This window comes from Pseudomonas helleri (assembly GCF_001043025.1).
Classification (GTDB): domain Bacteria; phylum Pseudomonadota; class Gammaproteobacteria; order Pseudomonadales; family Pseudomonadaceae; genus Aquipseudomonas; species Aquipseudomonas helleri.
On the sequence record NZ_JYLD01000024.1, the window covers coordinates 1 to 19,930 of the forward strand.

General features: G+C 54.9%; 23 protein-coding genes and 1 pseudogene. 3 read left to right on the forward strand and 21 right to left on the reverse strand.

The window, feature by feature from the left end:
* Positions 1 to 75 precede the first annotated feature (75 nt).
* On the forward strand, positions 76 to 765 hold the full coding sequence (locus TU84_RS24420; protein ID WP_048373814.1) for a hypothetical protein: 690 nt from the start codon (positions 76 to 78) through the stop codon (positions 763 to 765).
* A gap of 564 nt (positions 766 to 1,329) precedes the next feature.
* On the opposite strand, the gene tnpC is transcribed toward TU84_RS24420, so the two are convergent.
* The 4 genes and pseudogenes from tnpC to TU84_RS26570 form a co-directional block, all read right to left on the reverse strand.
* Positions 1,330 to 2,862, reverse strand: a complete 1,533-nt coding sequence (gene tnpC, locus TU84_RS24425; protein ID WP_048373816.1) for an IS66 family transposase — start codon at positions 2,860 to 2,862, stop codon at positions 1,330 to 1,332.
* A gap of 18 nt (positions 2,863 to 2,880) precedes the next feature.
* A complete protein-coding gene (tnpB, locus tag TU84_RS24430; RefSeq protein ID WP_019412232.1) occupies positions 2,881 to 3,240 on the reverse strand; it encodes an IS66 family insertion sequence element accessory protein TnpB in 360 nt (119 codons plus the stop codon).
* 69 nt (positions 3,241 to 3,309) lie between these two features.
* Positions 3,310 to 3,951 (reverse strand): hypothetical protein, encoded by a 642-nt coding sequence (locus TU84_RS26565; protein WP_241486435.1) that lies wholly within the window; start codon positions 3,949 to 3,951, stop codon positions 3,310 to 3,312.
* 404 nt (positions 3,952 to 4,355) lie between these two features.
* A pseudogene (locus TU84_RS26570) lies at positions 4,356 to 4,526 on the reverse strand (site-specific integrase); the annotation flags it as partial.
* Positions 4,527 to 4,562: 36 nt separating this feature from the next.
* Between TU84_RS26570 and TU84_RS24440 the strand changes: the two are divergent.
* Positions 4,563 to 5,444 (forward strand): aldehyde dehydrogenase family protein, encoded by an 882-nt coding sequence (locus TU84_RS24440; protein ID WP_241486436.1) that lies wholly within the window; start codon positions 4,563 to 4,565, stop codon positions 5,442 to 5,444.
* A 293-nt stretch (positions 5,445 to 5,737) separates the two neighbouring features.
* Here TU84_RS24440 and TU84_RS24445 read toward each other — a convergent pair whose 3' ends face one another.
* Complete coding sequence (locus tag TU84_RS24445; protein ID WP_048373818.1) at positions 5,738 to 6,259, reverse strand: single-stranded DNA-binding protein; 522 nt, start codon at positions 6,257 to 6,259, stop codon at positions 5,738 to 5,740.
* Positions 6,260 to 6,268: 9 nt separating this feature from the next.
* Positions 6,269 to 7,660, reverse strand: a complete 1,392-nt coding sequence (locus tag TU84_RS24450) for an MFS transporter (protein ID WP_048373821.1) — start codon at positions 7,658 to 7,660, stop codon at positions 6,269 to 6,271.
* Positions 7,661 to 7,887: 227 nt separating this feature from the next.
* Between TU84_RS24450 and uvrA the strand changes: the two genes are divergently transcribed.
* Positions 7,888 to 10,722 carry an excinuclease ABC subunit UvrA gene (gene uvrA, locus TU84_RS24455; protein ID WP_048373823.1) on the forward strand — a complete coding sequence of 945 codons (2,835 nt, stop codon included), beginning with the start codon at positions 7,888 to 7,890 and terminating at the stop codon, positions 10,720 to 10,722.
* A gap of 70 nt (positions 10,723 to 10,792) precedes the next feature.
* Here uvrA and bfr read toward each other — a convergent pair whose 3' ends face one another.
* The 15 genes from bfr to rpsH form a co-directional block, all read right to left on the reverse strand.
* Positions 10,793 to 11,257: a bacterioferritin gene (gene bfr, locus TU84_RS24460; protein WP_048373825.1), complete on the reverse strand. Its 465-nt coding sequence runs from the start codon at positions 11,255 to 11,257 to the stop codon at positions 10,793 to 10,795.
* Between the two features lie 155 nt (positions 11,258 to 11,412).
* Positions 11,413 to 12,861, reverse strand: a complete 1,449-nt coding sequence (locus tag TU84_RS24465) for a catalase (RefSeq protein ID WP_048373827.1) — start codon at positions 12,859 to 12,861, stop codon at positions 11,413 to 11,415.
* A 173-nt stretch (positions 12,862 to 13,034) separates the two neighbouring features.
* Positions 13,035 to 13,421, reverse strand: a complete 387-nt coding sequence (gene rplQ, locus TU84_RS24470) for a 50S ribosomal protein L17 (RefSeq protein ID WP_047277870.1) — start codon at positions 13,419 to 13,421, stop codon at positions 13,035 to 13,037.
* A 42-nt stretch (positions 13,422 to 13,463) separates the two neighbouring features.
* Positions 13,464 to 14,465 (reverse strand): DNA-directed RNA polymerase subunit alpha, encoded by a 1,002-nt coding sequence (locus TU84_RS24475; RefSeq protein ID WP_003176403.1) that lies wholly within the window; start codon positions 14,463 to 14,465, stop codon positions 13,464 to 13,466.
* Between the two features lie 22 nt (positions 14,466 to 14,487).
* Positions 14,488 to 15,108, reverse strand: coding sequence for a 30S ribosomal protein S4 (rpsD, locus tag TU84_RS24480; RefSeq protein WP_003444359.1), 621 nt, complete (start codon positions 15,106 to 15,108; stop codon positions 14,488 to 14,490).
* 18 nt (positions 15,109 to 15,126) lie between these two features.
* Positions 15,127 to 15,516, reverse strand: a complete 390-nt coding sequence (gene rpsK, locus TU84_RS24485) for a 30S ribosomal protein S11 (RefSeq protein ID WP_002555466.1) — start codon at positions 15,514 to 15,516, stop codon at positions 15,127 to 15,129.
* 30 nt (positions 15,517 to 15,546) lie between these two features.
* Positions 15,547 to 15,903, reverse strand: coding sequence for a 30S ribosomal protein S13 (rpsM, locus tag TU84_RS24490; RefSeq protein WP_048373831.1), 357 nt, complete (start codon positions 15,901 to 15,903; stop codon positions 15,547 to 15,549).
* Between the two features lie 129 nt (positions 15,904 to 16,032).
* Entirely contained in the window at positions 16,033 to 16,149 is a 117-nt protein-coding gene (gene rpmJ, locus TU84_RS24495) for a 50S ribosomal protein L36 (protein ID WP_002555468.1), read from the reverse strand.
* Between the two features lie 28 nt (positions 16,150 to 16,177).
* Positions 16,178 to 17,506: a preprotein translocase subunit SecY gene (gene secY / locus TU84_RS24500; protein ID WP_003444361.1), complete on the reverse strand. Its 1,329-nt coding sequence runs from the start codon at positions 17,504 to 17,506 to the stop codon at positions 16,178 to 16,180.
* Entirely contained in the window at positions 17,507 to 17,944 is a 438-nt protein-coding gene (rplO, locus tag TU84_RS24505; RefSeq protein ID WP_048373834.1) for a 50S ribosomal protein L15, read from the reverse strand.
* Between the two features lie 3 nt (positions 17,945 to 17,947).
* A complete protein-coding gene (gene rpmD / locus TU84_RS24510) occupies positions 17,948 to 18,124 on the reverse strand; it encodes a 50S ribosomal protein L30 (RefSeq protein WP_003176408.1) in 177 nt (58 codons plus the stop codon).
* 2 nt (positions 18,125 to 18,126) lie between these two features.
* Positions 18,127 to 18,627 carry a 30S ribosomal protein S5 gene (rpsE, locus tag TU84_RS24515; protein ID WP_003186035.1) on the reverse strand — a complete coding sequence of 167 codons (501 nt, stop codon included), beginning with the start codon at positions 18,625 to 18,627 and terminating at the stop codon, positions 18,127 to 18,129.
* 3 nt (positions 18,628 to 18,630) lie between these two features.
* A complete protein-coding gene (gene rplR / locus TU84_RS24520; RefSeq protein ID WP_003444364.1) occupies positions 18,631 to 18,981 on the reverse strand; it encodes a 50S ribosomal protein L18 in 351 nt (116 codons plus the stop codon).
* Positions 18,982 to 18,991: 10 nt separating this feature from the next.
* Positions 18,992 to 19,525: a 50S ribosomal protein L6 gene (gene rplF / locus TU84_RS24525; protein WP_003176412.1), complete on the reverse strand. Its 534-nt coding sequence runs from the start codon at positions 19,523 to 19,525 to the stop codon at positions 18,992 to 18,994.
* A gap of 12 nt (positions 19,526 to 19,537) precedes the next feature.
* Entirely contained in the window at positions 19,538 to 19,930 is a 393-nt protein-coding gene (gene rpsH, locus TU84_RS24530; RefSeq protein WP_048373837.1) for a 30S ribosomal protein S8, read from the reverse strand.

Sequence of the window (19,930 nt, forward strand, 5' to 3'; positions counted from 1 at the left end):
TCTTTTCGGTCACTTGTTTGACCGCCTGGATTTTGAATTCTTCGGGATATCGCTGGTTGCTCATGGCACCTCCTAATGGGCCTCATTTTAAGGCTTGGAGGTGTCTACGAAACTAGGGGCGATTCAAGGGTGCTCGCATACCGAAGAATAATTTCTGAAGAGTTAGATAGCGATCTTCTCCAATTAAAAGAAAGCGCGGCTGCGAAAATCGCAATTGCGGCTTTTTTAGTTGGAAGAAGTACGTCCCACATGTTTTTATTGAAAGCAGTCGCTAAAAGAATTCCATCCGTCTACGTTTGGTTTGGACTTATTGCAGGGATTGTTGGTCCAACATATTGGGAGGTAGATTGGGCACGCGCTACCAAGGGAATTGAAAAAAACCTTAGAACGAAGCTTGACTGGTCGGAGCCAAACCAATCAGATCTTTCTTGGACAGAATACGAGTGGCTAACGTCGACGTTCAGAAATATCTCTCCATTCACCGAAATGCCAAAACAGCTTCCGAAAGTTCTTTCAATTGAAGTCATCCCTGGTGCCGCATGCCAGTTTAGGTTGGCCCTCGATAAAAATGGAACCACAGGCAAAAATGCGGCGAGCGATGCAGAGGCGCATGAACTAAATGCTCTTAAATCACTATTGTCAGATTTTTACTCATTAGCTGAAAAAGTAAAAAAACAACTCGGCAATAGCGAAAGTACTGGAAGACTCATTAGCACTAATGAGCACCCCACTAAATATTATTCAAAAAGGCCGAAAAAAACCTAGGCGACTCCGGAACTCCAAAGAGCAAATGAGTAAGGCCGCATGTATATGCGGCTACCTCACAACCCATACCAAAATTTAAAACAGCGTTCAGGCATCGGACAATTCAAAAAAGGAAATATAACTCCCGCGCTATTGCTCTATATTACAATTCCCACTCAATGACGAGTCACGGTCAATCATGGGCATTGGTACATCCAGCTTGTCTTTAGTCAGTCCATGCTTGCAAGCATTGTATTGCCATCTAATAAACTGCTCCAACAGACTAGTGTTTTCGGCTCTAATACGATCATTTTCATTTTCAAGACGCTTAATACGTTGTTCTGCAATACTCAGGCTGGCTGGCCTTTTGGTCGTGATGAAGCCGTTTTTTTTCTGTTCTTTCTTATGCCCGAAAGCAGTCTTAACTTGTTCATGAGAGCTGAGAGTCTGTCGAGTCGGCCGCCCCCAATCAGTGGCGCAACCGCATCACACAGCGCATCCCAACCCAGTTTTCCTTCCCATACATCGATCAAGTTAACTGTAAGCGATCCATGAACCCCACATTTTAAAGGTGGAAATCTATGGCTATCGTGGAATTTGCAGCGTGCAGTTCCACGGCAGCAAGGCCTCGAAGTCTTCTACGCTCGAGGCTTGTGGCAGGCGCTCAAGTGCGTGGCGCAGCCACGCATAGGGCTCTTGGCCGTTGGCTTTAGCCGTCTCGACCAAACTGTAAAGCTGAGCGCTGGCCATCGCGCCTTTGGGTGTGTCGCTGAACAGCAAGTTCTTGCGTCCGATAACGAAGGGCCTGATCGCACGCTCTGCCGCATTGTTGTCGATCGGCAAGTAACCAGCTTCGGTGTAGCGCACTAGCTTGATCCAGTTGCTAGCCAAGTAGCTGATGGCTTTACCCAGTGCATTTTGCGCCGTCACTTGTGGCTGGGTTTTCTCCAGCCATGTTTGCAACTGCGCCAACACCGGCAGGCTGTTTTGCTGTCGGCATTCGTGACGATGTTCATCGCCGACTTCTTTTAAATCTCGCTCGATACCGTATAGCTTGTTAATCAGATTCAGGGCGATATCGGCACGCCCGGTTTTGCCTTTCGGCTGCACCTTTTGCGCCTCGACAAACTTGCGTCGCGCATGAGCCCAACAGCCTAAACGTTCGACACCGGATTGCGCGCCCAAGGCGTTATAACCAGCGTAATCATCGGCCATCAGGTAGCCGCGATAACCTTCGAGCAGGCGCGACGGAACCTCCTGCGCCCGGCTGGTCGAGTAGTCAAAAAGGATCACAGGCTGATTCGGCGGCCCGCCGGTTTGCACCCACATCCAGGATTGGCTGCTCGGTTCTCGATCAGGTTCTTTCAGCACTTGCACACGCGTTTCGTCGCAGTGGGTGACGCGACTTTCCAGCAGTCGATCCCGCATCAAGTTGAGCAAGGGTTGCAGGTGTTCGCCGCACTGGATAACCCAGCGCGCCAAGGTTTGCCGTGGAATATTGACGCCGTGGCGACCGAGTACTTTTTCGAAGCGATGCAGTAGCAGGCCATCGACGTATTTGGTCGTCAGCAACATCGCCAAAACGCTGGGGCTGGCCATACTCTTTTCGATCAGCTGCGCCGGCTTGTCGGCCGTGACCAGCGCGGTTTCACAGCCACGGCAGGCGTAGACCTTGCGCACATGTCTGATCACGCGGATTTGCATCGGCACGATCTCGAGCTGCTCACTGATTTCCTCGCCAATGCTGTGTTTACGGCAACCGCAGGCGCAGGTCAGCTCGTGATCGGGCAGTTCGTGAATGACTTCGATGCGCGGAAGATCGGCGGGCAGAGGCTTGCGTTTGCCCCGTCGCTTGGTCGGAGCGACGACCTCTTCTTCAACCGTTTCGTCGACAGATTCGGCCACGCTTTCAGCTTCGTTGAACAAGGCCATTTGCGGAATCGTGGGACCGGCGGTCTGCTCTGACTTTCGCCCGAAAAGGCGCTGACGCAACAGCGCGTTTTCCTCTTCAAGATGAACGATCTTGCCCTTATCAGACTCGCGCTCACTCAGCATTTGCTCAAGCAGTTGCTTGAGCAAAACAGGGTCGTCAGGAAGGTCTTTGGGCATGAAAATCATGCCCTGGATTATACCGAATCAGGCGACGAATCGAGGCGTTAAAACTTGATGCGGACGGTTGCGCCACAAATCAAAACCGTCCAATAACCAGTTGAGTTCTTGAACCGTCAGCACGATGGCTTCATCCGAACAATCCGGCGATGTTTTGAAGCGCTCGGACTCCAGCCGCTTTAGCCAAAGGCAGAAGCCGTTGCGCTCCCAATACAAAATCTTAACTCGGTTTCGGGGCTTGTTGAGGAACACGAAAAGCACCGGGTCAAACACCGCGACCTTGATGTCCAGTTCGACCAGGGCGGCAAGGCCGTCGATGGATTTTCGGAAGTCGACGGGTTTGGGATACAGATAGACTTTTTCGACTTTTGCGTCGGGACGCATCATGAGGGGCTGGCTCCAGAAAGGAATCGGAGCACAGCATCGGGGATCAGATGGCGGCTTTGAATGTGGGGTTTATGGAGCGTTTACCAAGGTTTTATGTTGATGCTGGCTCCACCGATCTGCACCGTACAAACCGTCCTCACTGGCCTCTCGTGCCTTTTCTAACTGCATACGAACGCCATCCCGCTGCTGCATCAGGCGCTCTAGCCTTTCCTCGTCTCCCTTGATGCAAACCTGCTCAGTGCAGTTCAAGCAGTCGCGATGCTTCTGGCATGGCAGCATGGAGAAATCGTGAACACAGAAGCCATACTCGGTTACATGAGCAATTCCGTCTCCGACCGCATCCAGATCAGCAAACGTTACCGGAGCATTAGCCTTCACTTTATCGAGAACACCACCTAATCCAGACGACCGAGCCAGATCAACGTATTCATCGTCGCTCATGTGGTTGTAGGTAGCGTTCTGATGGATGTTCGCGCGACCTGACCACTTTGCGAGATCAAGCTGGCCGAGGTCGCCCCTTTGAGCAATTGTGTTTAAGCAGTGCCGCAACTGGTGCGAAGTCATGGAAATCTGCGAGCCATCCCGATTGGTGTAACCATAGCGACGCCAAATATTGCTTTCTTGGCCTGGGATGTAATTCAGATCTGTAGTAAAGGTGCTTTTGCCCGGAGTCCACAGCAGCAAAGGGCTGGTAGTACCGGCGTTTTTCAAGGTGCAACTCATGACGGCGAAAGCAGCAGAGTGCTTGCGAGTATCTGATGTGCCGTTCCTTGTTCTTCCACGGCCAGCCTTCCGGTAGTTGGCTATGAGCAAACTTGCTCAGGAACGCCAAGGTCAAAAACTCCCCGTTTACCTTCAGGATCTGATAAGGCTCATAGCCTTAAAATACGGACTGAGATTCAGATGCTCCACCGACAACCCTAGCGCCTTTGCCGCCTGCTCATCTGTTAATGGATCAAACTCGCCAACATTTGGACAGTCCACGTGACGATAGAACTTGTCAGGCTGCGTTTTATACCAGGTAGCCAGCCTACGCCCTTGTTCAGACATCTCGGTGAGGCGACGCACCGCCTCGACGGCTATCTCTCTCGTCACGGTTGAAACCCACTTGATATAAGCCCCTGCGGACCTCCCGATTTGTGCGTTACAAAGAGATAGCCGTGCTTCTTGGCGCCGGGCACTTTATTTCGATGACTGAGCACATAGCCACGAATCCGATCCACAAGTTCGGGCATCAACGGGAAGACACGTTCTCGTGTCTTTGCTACTGGCTCATAGGCGACGGCCACCTGTTCGGCCAAGCTCTGGTCAGCCATCCCGCGATCAAGGCCGTCGCCTTTACAGGTTCGCGACAAGACGGCCTGGCGCTGATGCGTACAGCGGCGCAACGCAGCGAACCGATTCCGGTGTACGCCGAAATGAGCTGCATCAATCCCGTGTTCCTGTTGCCTTATGCGCTGTCGATGCGCGCCAGCGAAATCGGCCGAGGATTCGTCGAGGCACTGACAATGAGTGCGGGGCAACTGTGCACCAATCCTGGCTTGGTGATTGCCCTGGAAGGCCAGCCTCTGACCCAGTTTTGCGATACAGCCCTGAATACTCTGCGCACAAAGGCGGCGGCAACCATGCTGACGCCGGGCATTCATCAGGCTTACCTCGCCGGTGTCGAGGAAACGGCCACTATCAACGGTGTTACGACGCTGGGCCAAGGTGGTCCCGCGCAAAAGCCATGTGCAGCGCAAGCCGCATTGTTCGTCACGGATGCAGCCACCTTTGTGACGACAGGACGACTGGGCGATGAAACATTCGGCCCCAGCTCGCTCATAGTCGCCTGCAAGAATGAAGAAGAAATGCTGGCGGTCGCCGAGCACCTGTCAGGCCAACTGACAGCGACCTTGCAACTGGATGACGCTGATCATGGGCTGGCAAGAAAACTGTTGCCCATTCTTGAGCGCAAAGCGGGGCGGATTTTGGCGAATGGTTACCCGAACAACGTCGAGGTCTCGCACGCGATGGTGCACGGCGGCCCGTTCCCGGCCAGTTCGGACAGTCGCAGCAGCGCGTTCGGCGCCAGCGCCATCGACAGATTCCTGCGGCCCGTGTGTTATCAGGACCTGCCTGCGGCCTTGATGCCCGCAGCACTACAGGATGGCAATCCGCTAGAACTCTGGCGGACGGTTAATGGTGAATGTGTGCTTGCCTGAGTCGAGGAGAGAGTCGGCGCTCTCTCGCCGGAGCATTTTCCTGATGGGAAAGCACTTCAAGGTTAAAAACTTCACGTCGTAAAACCATAAAAAAGCCCTATACAGGTAATGCTGTTCACTTATGAGATGCGTAAGAGTAAATGTAGGAGCGAGCTTGTCTCACGAGCTTTTAAAAGATCAAAAGATCGCGAGACAAGCTCGCTCCTACAGGGTTCGCTTTCGCTTATGTGAACAGCATTGCCCTGTACAGGGGCTTTCCGAAAGAAACCTTAGATTTAGGTCTCAGGTATTTTCTAGAACGGAATATCGTCGTCGAAGCTGTCGAAGTCCGCGGCTGGCTGTGGAGCCTGCTGTTGCGGCGCTGGACGCGACTGTTGCTGCTGTTGCTGCGGCGCAGGGCGTTGTGCCTGCTGACGCGGAGCGGATTGCTGGTAGTTGTTACCGCCGCCCTGGTTTTGCTGGTCGCCCTGTGGACGGCCACCCAGCAGCTGCATGGTGCCTTGCATGTCGACCACGATTTCGGTGGTGTAACGCTTGATACCGTCTTTTTCCCACTCACGGGTTTGCAGCTTGCCTTCGATGTACACCTGCGAACCCTTGCGCAGGTATTCGCCAGCGATTTCGGCCACTTTGCCGAACATCGATACACGGTGCCATTCAGTCTTTTCGACTTTCTGACCGGTTTGTTTGTCGGTCCATTGTTCGCTGGTTGCCAGACTCAGGTTGGTCACGGCATTACCGTTAGGCAAGTAGCGAACTTCGGGATCCTGGCCGCATGTGCCGACCAATATAACTTTGTTAACCCCACGGGCCATAACGTTCTCCTAGGCTTCGCGCACCGGCGCCGGGTTAACCAGCTGCTCAAGTGTCGCGCGATCCAATAGTTCGGTGTCCAATTTGATATAAATCGCAGACTCTTCAGTCACGACCACTGCATCTGTAACGCCCTTAACGGCCTTTAAACGCTCTGCCAGACCTGCTTCGCGCAACGCTTGAGGTGACAACGGCAAGCGCAGGCTTGTTACGTAAGGTGGTTCGCGCATGGTAACAGCAAAGACCAGCCAGAGTGCAGCCAGAGCTGCGCATCCCAGGAACACAGCCGACAAACCGCCATGCTGGAAAAACCAGCCGCCGAGTATGCCGCCCAGTGCCGAACCGAGGAATTGGCTGGTGGAATACACCCCCATCGCCGTCCCTTTGCCGCCCGCCGGTGACACCTTGCTGATCAATGAAGGCAATGACGCCTCCAGCAGGTTAAACGCGGTAAAGAACACCACCGTGCCGATCACCAACGTTCGTAAACTGTCACCGAACTGCCAGAAGAATAGCTCAGTCAGCATCAACGTACTGACGGCGCCGAGCAAAACTCGTTTCATTTTGCGTTTCTTTTCGCCGTAGATGATGAACGGGATCATGGCGAAGAAAGAAATCAGCAGCGCGGTGAGGTACACCCACCAGTGCTGCTCCTTGGGCAGGCCGGCTTTTTCGACCAGCGCCAGCGGCAAGGCAATGAAGCTGGACATCAACATGGCGTGTAACACAAAGATGCCCAAATCCAGGCGCAGCAGGTCGGGATGGCGCAAGGTGGGCAACAAGGCCTGCTTGGCCACACCGGATTCGCGGTGCTGCAAGGTGTCGGTAGAACGCGGCACCATAAACCGGATGATGACGATGCCCAGCAGCGCCATCGCCCCCGTGGCCAGGAACAACCCGGACAGGCCGAAGGCGCGGGTCAGCAGCGGCCCGACGACCATGGCAACGGCAAACGACAAGCCGATGGTCATGCCGATCATGGCCATAGCCTTGGTGCGGTGCTGTTCGCGGGTGAGGTCGGAGAGCAGCGCCATCACGGCCGCCGAAATGGCGCCAGCGCCTTGCAGGACGCGTCCTGCAATCACGCCCCAAATGGAGTCCGATTGAGCCGCCAGCACGCTGCCCAGGGCAAACACGATCAATCCGAGGTAGATGACCGGGCGTCGGCCAATGCGGTCGGAAATGATCCCGAAAGGGATCTGAAAGAGCGCCTGAGTCAGGCCGTAAGCGCCTATCGCCAATCCAATCAATGCAGGTGTAGCGCCTGCCAGGTCCATGCCATAGGTCGCCAGAACCGGCAACACCATAAACATGCCAAGCATACGGAACGCAAACACAAGTGCCAGACCGCTGGCTGCGCGGGTCTCGCTGCCACTCATGCGTTCGCTTTGGGGATCGTGCATGGAAAAACCTCATGTGAACCGGCGGCGATTCTATCAGTCCCATCGAGTAACAGCACACACAGGAGCGGGCCGCGACGCTTTGTCACGTAAAAGTTAAGAAACGCCTGACAGAACACACACCCAACGTCAGCAGCCGCTGATGACATGCAGCCATCAAGGACCTGCACAGTTTTCCCGCAGATACGTATACTCAGTCGTTTACGTTATGCCCGCCAAGCGAGGCCGCAGTGGACAAGATCCTGATACGTGGGGCACGAACCCACAACCTGAAGAACATCGACCTGACCCTGCCAAGGGACAAACTGATCGTCATCACCGGACTGTCTGGCTCCGGCAAATCATCCCTGGCGTTTGACACGTTGTATGCCGAAGGCCAGCGGCGTTACGTCGAGTCCTTGTCGGCTTATGCCCGCCAGTTCTTGTCGATGATGGAAAAGCCCGACGTCGATACCATCGAAGGGTTGTCACCGGCGATTTCGATCGAGCAGAAGTCGACCTCGCACAACCCGCGCTCTACGGTCGGTACGATCACCGAGATTTACGATTACCTGCGCCTGCTGTACGCCCGCGTCGGTATCCCGCGTTGCCCGGACCACGACATCCCGCTGGAAGCCCAGACGGTCAGCCAGATGGTTGACCTGGTGCTGGCTCAGCCCGAAGGCAGCAAGTTGATGCTGCTGGCGCCGGTGATCCGCGAGCGCAAAGGTGAGCACCTGTCGGTGTTTGAAGAGTTGCGTGCTCAGGGTTTTGTGCGGGCCCGTGTGGACGGCAAGCTCTGTGAGCTGGATGAGCTGCCTAAACTCGACAAGCAGAAGAAGCACACCATTGATGTGGTGGTTGACCGCTTCAAAGTGCGTGCTGACCTGCAACAGCGCTTGGCAGAGTCGTTTGAAACGGCCCTGAAGCTGGCGGACGGTATTGCGCTGGTCGCACCGATGGACGATGAGCCGGGTGAAGAGATCATCTTCTCTGCACGCTTCGCCTGCCCGATCTGCGGCCATGCTATCAGTGAGCTTGAGCCCAAGCTGTTCTCCTTTAACAACCCGGCTGGCGCGTGCCCGACGTGCGACGGCCTGGGGGTGAAGCAGTTCTTTGATATCAAGCGCCTGGTGAACGGTGAGCTGACCCTGGCCGAGGGCGCCATCCGCGGTTGGGACCGGCGCAACGTCTATTACTTCCAGATGCTCGGGGCGCTGGCCAAGCATTACGATTTCAGCCTTGAAGTGCCATTCAATGAACTGCCTGCCGACAAGCAGAAAGTCATTCTGTACGGCAGTGGCTCTCAGAATGTGGATTTCCGCTATCTGAATGATCGCGGCGACATCGTGAAGCGCGCGCACCCGTTTGAAGGGATTGTGCCGAACCTTGAGCGCCGTTATCGGGAAACCGAGTCCGCTACAGTGCGTGAAGAGCTGGCCAAGTTCCTTAGCACGCAGTCTTGCCCGGATTGCCGTGGCACCCGCCTGCGCCGAGAGGCTCGTCATGTGTGGGTGGGTGAGAAAAACCTGCCGGCCGTGACCAATATGCCGATTGGTGATGCGACTGAGTATTTCAGTAGCCTGAGCCTGACCGGACGGCGTGGTGAAATCGCGGACAAGATCCTCAAGGAAATCCGCGAGCGCCTGCAGTTTTTGGTGAATGTGGGCCTCGACTACCTGTCGCTGGACCGCAGTGCCGACACGCTGTCGGGCGGTGAAGCGCAGCGGATTCGTCTGGCCAGCCAGATTGGCGCGGGTTTGGTGGGCGTTCTGTACATCCTCGACGAACCCTCGATTGGTTTGCACCAGCGCGATAACGACCGTTTGCTGGGCACGCTCAAGCACCTGCGCGATATCGGCAACACGGTGATTGTGGTTGAGCACGACGAAGACGCGATTCGTCTGGCGGATTACGTGGTGGACATCGGCCCGGGTGCCGGGGTGCATGGCGGGCATATCGTGGCTGAAGGGACGCCTGCCGAAGTGATGGCGCACCCTGACTCGCTCACTGGCAAGTACTTGTCTGGCCGGGTGAAAATTGAAGTTCCTGCCAAACGTACGCCACGCAACAAGAAGCTGACCCTGTCGCTCAAGGGCGCACGCGGCAACAACTTGCGCAACGTCGACCTTGAGATCCCTATTGGTCTTCTGACCTGCGTGACCGGTGTTTCGGGTTCGGGCAAATCGACGCTGATCAACAACACGCTGTATCCGCTGAGTGCCACCGCACTCAATGGCGCCACCACCCTGGAAGCTGCTGCCCATGACAGCATCAAAGGGCTGGAGCACCTGGATAAAGTCGTCGACATTGATCAAAGCCCGATTGGCCGGACGCCGCGTTCCAACCCGGCAACCTACACCGGACTGTTTACGCCGATCCGCGAGCTGTTTTCGGGTGTGCCTGAATCCCGTTCGCGGGGTTATGGCCCGGGGCGTTTCTCGTTCAACGTGAAAGGCGGACGCTGCGAGGCGTGTCAGGGCGATGGCCTTATCAAGGTAGAAATGCACTTTCTGCCGGATATCTACGTGCCGTGCGACGTCTGCAAGAGCAAGCGCTATAACCGCGAAACCCTTGAGATCAAGTACAAGGGCAAGAGCATCCATGAAGTGCTGGAGATGACGATCGAAGAAGCGCGTGAGTTCTTTGATGCAGTCCCTGCATTGGCGCGTAAGCTGCAAACCTTGATGGACGTAGGTTTGTCGTACATCAAGCTTGGGCAATCCGCCACGACGCTGTCAGGCGGTGAGGCCCAGCGGGTCAAGTTGTCTCGCGAGCTGTCCAAGCGCGACACCGGCAAAACGCTGTACATCCTTGATGAGCCGACTACCGGCCTGCACTTTGCGGACATCAAGCAATTGCTGGAAGTGCTGCACAGGCTGCGCGACCACGGCAACACGGTGGTGGTGATTGAGCACAACCTGGATGTGATCAAAACCGCAGACTGGCTGGTGGACCTCGGCCCGGAAGGCGGCTCGAAAGGTGGGCAGATCATTGCCACCGGCACGCCGGAAGCAGTGGCTGAGATGACGCAGTCTCACACCGGCTTCTACCTGAAGCCGTTGCTGATCCGCGACCGCGCTTAATTCGCGGTATTAAAAAGCCCCTGTCATTGCGAAATGACAGGGGCTTTTTGTTGGGCGTGAAGACTGCCGATCAGAACTGCGATTGCAGGTAGTTCTGCAGACCGATGGACTTGATCAGGCCCAGCTGTTTTTCCAGCCAGTAGGTGTGATCTTCTTCGGTGTCTGCCAACTGAATGCGCAGGATGTCGCGGCTTACGTAGTCTTTGTGCAGCTCACACAACTCGATGCCTTTACACAGTGCAGCACGCACTTTGTATTCCAGGCGCAAATCGGCGGCGAGCATCTCTGGCACGGTGGTGCCGACGTCCAGATCGTCCGGGCGCATGCGTGGCGTACCCTCGAGCATGAGAATCCGGCGCATCAACGCATCAGCGTGTTGTGCCTCTTCTTCCATTTCGTGGTTGATACGCTCGTACAACTTGGTGAAGCCCCAGTCCTCGTACATACGGGAATGGACAAAATATTGGTCACGTGCAGCCAGCTCGCCGGTTAACAACGTGTTGAGGTAATCGATTACGTCCGGGTGCCCTAGCATCGCCCCACATCTCCCTGCTTGAAAGGCTGTAGTTTGAACCAAGCTGACTGTGAGGTCACGGCTAAATCGCAATAAAAACGCTAATTTGCACAGAAAACACGTCTAAATAACGCAAAAACCGCCCATTTGAGGGCGGTTCTGCTTCTCACTTAGACTTACTTCACCGTTACACCCAAGGCTTTGGCAACGCCTTGACCGTAGGCCGGGTCTGCTTTGAGGAAGTGCTGCAACTGACGCTGAACAACGTCGTCGGTCACGCCTTCCATCGCACCGGCGATGTTGTTGATGAGCAGGGCTTTCTGGTCATCATTCATCAAGCGGAACAGAGCACCGGCGTAGCTGTAGTAGTCGGTGTCTTCACGGTGGTCGTAGCGGTCTGCTGCGCCACTGAGCGCCAAGGGTGGTTCAGCATACTGCGGGGCCTGCTTGGGCGCGTCAGCGTAGCTGTTGGGTTCGTAGTTAGGCGCAGCACCACCATTGTTGCCATAGGCCATCGAACCGTCACGCTGATAGTTGTGCGCAGGCACACGTGGGGCGTTGATGGGCAGGTGCTGGTGGTTGGTGCCGACACGGTAGCGGTGCGCATCCGCGTAAGCGAATACACGGCCTTGGAGCATGCGATCAGGGGAGAGACCTACACCCGGGATCATATTGCTTGGGCCAAACGCTGCCTGTTCAACTTCTGCAAAGTAGTTGAGCGGGTTACGGTTGAGCTCAAGTTCGCCGATCTCGATCAACGGGAACTCTTTTTGCGACCAGGTTTTGGTGACATCGAACGGGTTGTCGCGATGCGTTGCCGCTTGGGCCTCGGTCATGATCTGGATGCATACACGCCATTTAGGATAGTCACCGCGCTCGATGGCTTCGAACAGGTCGCGCTGGGCGTAGTCCGGGTCAGTGCCTGCCAGACGTGCGGCTTCTTCTGGTGGCAAGTTCTTGATGCCTTGCTTGGTTTTGTAATGCCACTTAACCCAATGACGCTCACCGGCCGCATTGATCAGGCTGTAGGTGTGACTGCCAAAACCGTGCATATGACGGTAGCCATCAGGAATGCCGCGGTCCGAGAACAGGATGGTGACCTGGTGCAGCGATTCTGGTGAATGCGACCAGAAATCCCACTTCATCTGCGCACTTTTCAGGTTGCTTTGCGGCAAGCGTTTTTGGGTGTGGATAAAGTCAGGGAATTTCAGCGGATCACGAATAAAGAAAACTGGGGTGTTGTTACCCACGATGTCCCAGTTGCCTTCTTCGGTGTAGAACTTGAGGGCAAAACCACGCGGGTCGCGCTCGGTGTCAGCAGAGCCACGTTCACCGCCCACGGTTGAGAAGCGCAAGAAGGTCGGGGTTTGCTTGCCAACGGTGTCAAACAGCTTGGCGCTGCTGTATTGGCTGATGTCACGGGTCAGTGTGAACGTGCCATGGGCAGCCGAACCTTTGGCGTGCACACGACGTTCTGGAATGTTTTCTCGGTTGAAGTGCGCGAGCTTTTCGATCAGGTGAAAGTCATCGAGCAACAACGGGCCCCGAGGCCCAGCCGAACGAGAGTTCTGATTGTCAGCAACAGGGGCGCCGCTGGCGGTCGTCAGGGTTTTGGTCTGGCTCATGCTAATCCTTCCTCAGTCAGTCTTGATGCTGCCGGCTAATCGGCTGAGGAAGAGTATTGACCACGATACCTGTGTGGGCAAATGCATTAAATTGTCGAACTCAATAGCTTTTTATTATCGAACGGACACAAAAAACCGGGCACTAGGCCCGGTTCTTTGTAGAGACTGACGTCTTACTCAGCGGATACAGCTTCACCGCCAACTGGACGATCAACCAACTCGACGTACGCCATAGGCGCGTTGTCGCCAGCGCGGAAACCGCACTTGAGGATGCGCAGGTAGCCACCCTCACGAGTTGCATAACGCTTGCCCAGATCGTTGAACAGCTTACCAACGATAGCTTTCGAACGAGTGCGGTCGAAAGCCAGACGGCGGTTAGCAACAGAATCGTTCTTGGCCAGAGTGATCAGCGGCTCAGCAACGCGACGCAGTTCTTTGGCTTTCGGCAGAGTCGTTTTGATCAGCTCGTGCTCGAACAGCGACACTGCCATGTTTTGAAACATAGCCTTGCGGTGCGAGCTAGTGCGGCTCAGGTGACGACCACTTTTACGATGACGCATGGTTCATTCCTTACCAAACACAACGTTCGGTGATTACGACGATCAGGCAGTCGCCTTGTCGTCCTTCTTAAGACTTGCAGGCGGCCAGTTGTCGAGGCGCATGCCGAGGGACAGACCACGGGAGGCCAGAACGTCCTTGATTTCAGTCAAGGATTTCTTGCCCAGGTTCGGAGTCTTCAACAGTTCTACTTCGGTGCGCTGAATCAAGTCACCAATGTAGTAAATGTTCTCCGCCTTAAGGCAGTTGGCCGAACGCACGGTCAGTTCCAGATCGTCAACCGGACGAAGCAGGATCGGATCGATCTCGTCTTCCTGTTCGATAACCACTGGCTCGCTGTCACCTTTGAGGTCGACGAATGCAGCCAACTGCTGTTGCAGGATGGTTGCAGCACGACGGATAGCCTCTTCAGGATCCAGTGTACCGTTGGTCTCCAGATCAATTACCAACTTGTCCAGGTTAGTACGCTGCTCGACACGGGCGTTTTCCACCACGTATGCGATACGGCGAACCGGGCTGAACGAAGAGTCGAGCTGCAAGCGACCGATGCTGCGGCTTTCGTCTTCATCGCTCTGACGCGAGTCGGCTGGTTCATAACCACGACCACGAGCTACGGTGAGCTTCATGTTCAAGGCGCCGTTAGACGCCAGGTTGGCGATTACGTGATCGGGATTAACGATCTCGACATCATGATCCAGCTGAATATCGGCAGCGGTAACCACCCCCGAACCCTTCTTCGACAAGGTCAGCGTAACTTCGTCACGGCCGTGCAGCTTGATAGCCAGACCTTTAAGGTTCAACAGGATTTCAATTACGTCTTCCTGTACACCTTCGATGGCGCTGTACTCGTGGAGCACACCATCAATCTCGGCCTCGACTACTGCACAGCCTGGCATTGAGGACAACAGGATGCGGCGCAGCGCGTTGCCCAGGGTGTGGCCAAAACCACGCTCGAGAGGCTCGAGAGTGATTTTAGCGCGGGTTGGACTGACAACCTGCACATCAATGTGGCGGGGTGTCAGGAACTCATTTACCGAAATCTGCATGGATGCACCTATTTTCTAGCCCTTACTTGGAGTAGAGCTCGACAATCAGGCTTTCGTTGATGTCGGCGGACAGATCACTGCGAGCTGGAACGTTCTTGAAAACGCCCGACTTCTTCTCAGTGTCTACTTCTACCCATTCTACGCGACCACGTTGGGCACACAGATCGAGAGCTTGGACAATGCGAAGCTGGTTCTTTGCTTTCTCGCGGATAGCGACCACGTCACCAGCACGAACCTGGTAGGACGGAACGTTAACGGTTTGACCGTTTACGCTGATCGACTTGTGCGATACCAACTGACGGGATTCGGCACGAGTAGAACCAAAGCCCATACGGTATACGACGTTATCCAGACGGCATTCGAGCAGTTGCAACAGGTTTTCGCCAGTTGCGCCTTTCTTGCCAGCAGCTTGTTTGTAGTAGCCGCTGAATTGACGCTCGAGAACGCCGTAGATACGACGGACCTTCTGCTTTTCACGCAGTTGGGTGCCGTAGTCGGATTGGCGACCGCGGCGTTGGCCGTGGATGCCTGGAGCAGCTTCAATATTGCACTTCGATTCGATAGCGCGCACACCACTCTTCAGGAAGAGATCAGTGCCTTCACGACGTGCCAGTTTGCATTTTGGACCAATGTAACGAGCCATTCTTTACAGTCTCCTGGATTACACGCGGCGCTTCTTCGGCGGACGGCACCCGTTGTGCGGGATTGGCGTCACGTCGGTGATGCTGGCGATCTTATAGCCACAGCCGTTCAAAGCACGGACAGCGGACTCACGACCTGGACCTGGGCCCTTAACGTTAACGTCAAGGTTTTTCAGGCCATATTCCAGCGCAGCTTGACCAGCACGTTCAGCAGCTACTTGAGCAGCGAACGGGGTGGACTTGCGAGAACCGCGGAAACCCGAACCACCGGAGGTAGCCCAAGAAAGCGCGTTACCCTGACGGTCGGTGATGGTCACGATTGTGTTGTTGAAAGACGCGTGGATGTGGGCGATGCCATCAACCACTGTCTTTTTTACTTTTTTACGAGGACGAGCAGCAGGTTTTGCCATGACTAAATTCCTGTCGATTCGCTGGTGCGATTACTTGCGGATCGGCTTACGCGGACCTTTGCGAGTACGCGCGTTGGTCTTGGTACGCTGACCGCGCACTGGAAGACCACGACGATGGCGCAGACCGCGGTAGCAGCCCAAGTCCATCAAGCGTTTGATTTTCATGTTGACTTCACGACGCAGGTCACCTTCAGTGGTGAACTTTGCCACTTCGCCACGCAGCAACTCAATCTGCTCGTCGCTCAGATCCTTGATCTTAGCGGCTGGGTTTACACCAGCATCCACACAGATTTTCTGTGCAGTAGTGCGACCAACACCAAAGATGTAGGTCAGCGAGATAACAGTGTGCTTGTTATCTGGAATGTTAACGCCTGCAATACGGGCCATTCAGTGGGACTCCAATTGACAGCTACCTACGCCCCGGAAGCCAAGAAATAGGGCGCGAGATAATATCGCTGTAATAACAAATAATCAACCCAGCAGCGCACTAGCTGCTGGGCTTCAAACAGATCACACTCAGCCTTGGCGCTGTTTGTGACGTGGTTCCGCGCTGCAAATTACCCGAACAACACCTTCGCGGCGAATAATCTTGCAGTTACGGCACAGCTTTTTCACCGATGCACGAACTTTCATCACCAACTCCTCTAACCTTATGGGAACTTCAGCGCAGCATGCCGCTGCCGTAGCCCTTCAGGTTGGCTTTCTTCATCAGGGATTCGTACTGGTGCGAAACGAGGTGCGATTGTACTTGCGACATAAAGTCCATAACAACCACGACCACGATCAGCAACGAGGTCCCGCCAAGGTAGAACGGAACGTTTGCCGCAACCACCAGGAACTGGGGCAGCAGACATACGGCCGTCATATAAAGAGCACCGAACAGAGTCAAACGAGTCAAAACGCCATCAATATAGCGTGCCGACTGCTCACCTGGACGGATACCCGGAATAAAGGCACCGGACTTCTTCAGGTTTTCCGCTACGTCTTTCGGATTGAACATCAACGCCGTATAGAAGAAGCAGAAGAAAATAATCCCTGCACTAAACAGCAGAATATTCAACGGCTGACCAGGAGCGATCGACTGCGAGATGTCCTGCAACCAGCCCATACCTTCAGACTGACCGAACCAGGCACCCAGCGAAGCCGGGAACAGCAAAATGCTGCTCGCAAAAATAGCCGGAATAACACCGGCCATATTCACTTTCAGCGGTAGGTGGCTAGTCTGCGCAGCAAACACCTTGCGGCCTTGCTGACGCTTGGCGTAGTGAACAGCAATACGACGCTGACCACGCTCAATGAACACCACGAAACCGATAATCGCTACTGCCAGCAAACCGATAGCAACCAAGGCGAAGATATTGATATCGCCCTGACGCGCAGACTCAAAAGACTGCCCAATTGCTCTCGGAAGACCGGCGACGATACCCGAAAAAATCAACATCGAGATACCGTTGCCAACACCACGCTCAGTAATCTGCTCACCCAGCCACATCATGAACATTGCACCCGCCACAAATGTGGTTACTGCAACGAAATGGAAGCCTAGATCACCAGTGAACGCTACGCCCTGCCCCGCCAGACCAATGGACATGCCAATGGCCTGGACGAGAGCGAGAGCGACAGTGAGGTAGCGGGTGTACTGGCTTATCTTGCGACGACCAGCTTCACCTTCCTTCTTCAACTGCTCCAGCTGTGGGCTGACAGCGGACATAAGCTGCATGATGATCGATGCCGAAATGTACGGCATGATCCCCAGCGCAAAAATACTCATCCGCTCCAGCGCACCGCCGGAAAACATGTTGAACAAGCTAAGTATGGTCCCCTCATTCTGTCGAAACAGGTCCGCCAGCCGGTCGGGGTTAATGCCTGGAACTGGAATGTGTGCGCCTATCCGGTAGACGATAATCGCCAGGAATAGAAAACGCAGACGAGCCCAGAGCTCGGATAACCCGCCTTTGCTGAGCGCTGAGAGAGCACCTTGCTTAGCCATTTATTCCTCGAACTTGCCGCCAGCTGCTTCGATAGCCGAACGCGCACCTTTGGTGGCGCCGATTCCCTTGCCGATTGTGACAGCGCGAGTAACTTCACCGGACAGCATGATTTTCACACGCAGTACGTTGACGTTGATCACGTTGGCATCTTTCAGGGTCTGCAGAGTAACGATGTCGCCTTCCACTTTAGCCAGCTCGGACAGACGCACTTCTGCGCGATCCATAGCTTTCAGGGAAACGAAACCGAACTTAGGCAGACGACGATGCAGCGGCTGTTGACCGCCTTCAAAGCCTGGAGCAATAGTGCCACCGGAGCGGGAAGTTTGACCTTTGTGACCACGGCCACCAGTCTTACCCAAACCACTACCGATACCACGGCCCGGACGATGCTTTTCGCGACGGGAACCCGGCGCTGGACTCAGATCATTGAGTTTCATCGATTAACCCTCGACACGCAGCATGTAGTAAGCCTTGTTGATCATCCCGCGATTCTCGGGAGTATCCTGGACTTCTACAGTGTGACCGATGCGACGCAGACCCAGACCCTTAACGCACAATTTGTGGTTAGGGATGCGGCCGGTCATGCTTTTGATCAGCGTTACTTTTACGGTAGCCATGATCAGAAGATCTCCTTGACGCTTTTGCCACGCTTAGCAGCGATGGACTCAGGAGATTGCATAGCTTTCAAACCTTTGAAAGTGGCGTGAACCACGTTTACCGGGTTAGTCGAGCCGTAGCACTTAGCCAGAACGTTCTGAACGCCAGCAACTTCGAGGACAGCACGCATAGCGCCGCCAGCGATGATACCGGTACCTTCAGAAGCAGGCTGCATGTACACCTTCGAAGCGCCGTGAGCGGACTTCATTGCGTACTGCAGAGTTGTGCCGTTCAGGTCAACTTGAATCATGTTGCGGCGAGCAGCTTCCATTGCCTTCTGGATCGCAGCAGGCACTTCACGTGACTTGCCACGGCCGAAGCCAACGCGCCCTTTACCATCACCAACCACGGTCAACGCGGTGAAAGTGAAGATACGGCCGCCTTTAACGGTTTTGGCTACGCGGTTAACTTGAACCAGCTTCTCAATGTAGCCTTCGTCGCGCTTTTGGTCGTTATTTGACATAACTTAGAACTCCAGCCCAGCTTCACGAGCAGCCTCAGCCAGCGCTTTCACGCGGCCGTGGTACTTGAAGCCAGAGCGGTCGAAAGCCACCTGCGAGACGCCAGCGGCTTTTGCACGCGTAGCGACCAGCTGGCCAACCTTTGTGGCCGCGTCGATGTTGCCAGTGGCAGCATCACGCAGTTCTTTGTCCAAAGTCGAGGCGCTTGCCAGGACTTTGCTGCCGTCGGCCGAGATGACCTGGGCATAGATGTGCTGCGAAGAGCGGAACACGCAGAGACGCACGACTTCTAGTTCGTGCATTTTCAGACGTGCTTTGCGAGCGCGACGCAGTCGAGTAACTTTTTTGTCGGTCATTTGCTAGGCCCTACTTCTTCTTGGCTTCTTTACGGCGGACGACTTCGTCCGCGTAACGCACACCTTTACCTTTGTAAGGCTCTGGTGGACGGAAGTCGCGGATCTCAGCGGCCACTTGACCTACCAGCTGCTTGTCGATGCCCTTGATCAGGATATCGGTCTGGCTAGGGGTCTCAGCGGTGATGCCTTCCGGCAGTTCGTAATCCACTGGGTGCGAGAAGCCAAGAGCCAGGTTCAGCACTGTGCCTTTTGCTTGCGCTTTGTAACCAACACCGACCAGCTGGAGCTTACGCTCGAAGCCTTGGCTTACGCCTTGGACCATGTTGTTTACCAACGCACGAGTGGTACCAGCCATTGCGCGAGTTTGTTGATCGCCATTGCGAGCAGCGAAACGCAGCTCACCAGCTTCTTCAACGATTTCAACCGACGAATGGATGTTCAGTTCTAGAGTGCCTTTAGCACCCTTCACCGAAAGCTGTTGGCCGGCGAATTTAACTTCGACACCAGCTGGCAGCTTAACGGGGTTCTTAGCGACGCGTGACATGCTTATCCCCCCTTAGAACACTGTGCAAAGAACTTCGCCGCCGACACCGGCAGCGCGCGCAGCACGATCCGTCATCACACCTTTGTTGGTGGAGACGATGGACACACCGAGGCCGCCACGAACTTTTGGCAGATCATCGGAGGACTTGTACTGACGCAGACCTGGACGGCTAACGCGCTTAACTTCTTCGATAACCGGACGGCCTTCGAAGTACTTCAGCTCGATAGACAGCAGTGGTTTGATTTCGCTGCTGATCTGAAAATCCGCGATATAACCTTCGTCCTTCAGAACTTTGGCTACAGCTACCTTCAACGTGGAAGACGGCATGCTTACGACAGACTTTTCAGCCATCTGGGCATTACGGATTCGAGTTAGCATGTCCGCTAACGGGTCCTGCATACTCAT

Excerpts from the sequence above, each read along its gene's own strand:
- TU84_RS24420 (WP_048373814.1), top strand. The coding sequence starts at position 76 with ATGGGCCTCATTTTAAGGCTTGGAGGTGTCTACGAAACTAGGGGCGAT.
- tnpC (WP_048373816.1), bottom strand. The coding sequence starts at position 2,862 with ATGATTTTCATGCCCAAAGACCTTCCTGACGACCCTGTTTTGCTCAAG.
- tnpB (WP_019412232.1), bottom strand. The coding sequence starts at position 3,240 with ATGATGCGTCCCGACGCAAAAGTCGAAAAAGTCTATCTGTATCCCAAA.
- TU84_RS24445 (WP_048373818.1), bottom strand. The coding sequence starts at position 6,259 with ATGGCCCGTGGGGTTAACAAAGTTATATTGGTCGGCACATGCGGCCAG.
- TU84_RS24450 (WP_048373821.1), bottom strand. The coding sequence starts at position 7,660 with ATGCACGATCCCCAAAGCGAACGCATGAGTGGCAGCGAGACCCGCGCA.
- bfr (WP_048373825.1), bottom strand. The coding sequence starts at position 11,257 with ATGCTAGGGCACCCGGACGTAATCGATTACCTCAACACGTTGTTAACC.
- TU84_RS24465 (WP_048373827.1), bottom strand. The coding sequence starts at position 12,861 with ATGAGCCAGACCAAAACCCTGACGACCGCCAGCGGCGCCCCTGTTGCT.
- rplQ (WP_047277870.1), bottom strand. The coding sequence starts at position 13,421 with ATGCGTCATCGTAAAAGTGGTCGTCACCTGAGCCGCACTAGCTCGCAC.
- TU84_RS24475 (WP_003176403.1), bottom strand. The coding sequence starts at position 14,465 with ATGCAGATTTCGGTAAATGAGTTCCTGACACCCCGCCACATTGATGTG.
- rpsD (WP_003444359.1), bottom strand. The coding sequence starts at position 15,108 with ATGGCTCGTTACATTGGTCCAAAATGCAAACTGGCACGTCGTGAAGGC.
- rpsK (WP_002555466.1), bottom strand. The coding sequence starts at position 15,516 with ATGGCAAAACCTGCTGCTCGTCCTCGTAAAAAAGTAAAAAAGACAGTG.
- rpsM (WP_048373831.1), bottom strand. The coding sequence starts at position 15,903 with ATGGCCCGTATTGCAGGCGTTAACATTCCAGATAACAAGCACACTGTT.
- rpmJ (WP_002555468.1), bottom strand. The coding sequence starts at position 16,149 with ATGAAAGTTCGTGCATCGGTGAAAAAGCTGTGCCGTAACTGCAAGATT.
- secY (WP_003444361.1), bottom strand. The coding sequence starts at position 17,506 with ATGGCTAAGCAAGGTGCTCTCTCAGCGCTCAGCAAAGGCGGGTTATCC.
- rplO (WP_048373834.1), bottom strand. The coding sequence starts at position 17,944 with ATGAAACTCAATGATCTGAGTCCAGCGCCGGGTTCCCGTCGCGAAAAG.
- rpmD (WP_003176408.1), bottom strand. The coding sequence starts at position 18,124 with ATGGCTACCGTAAAAGTAACGCTGATCAAAAGCATGACCGGCCGCATC.
- rpsE (WP_003186035.1), bottom strand. The coding sequence starts at position 18,627 with ATGTCAAATAACGACCAAAAGCGCGACGAAGGCTACATTGAGAAGCTG.
- rplR (WP_003444364.1), bottom strand. The coding sequence starts at position 18,981 with ATGACCGACAAAAAAGTTACTCGACTGCGTCGCGCTCGCAAAGCACGT.
- rplF (WP_003176412.1), bottom strand. The coding sequence starts at position 19,525 with ATGTCACGCGTCGCTAAGAACCCCGTTAAGCTGCCAGCTGGTGTCGAA.
- rpsH (WP_048373837.1), bottom strand. The coding sequence starts at position 19,930 with ATGAGTATGCAGGACCCGTTAGCGGACATGCTAACTCGAATCCGTAAT.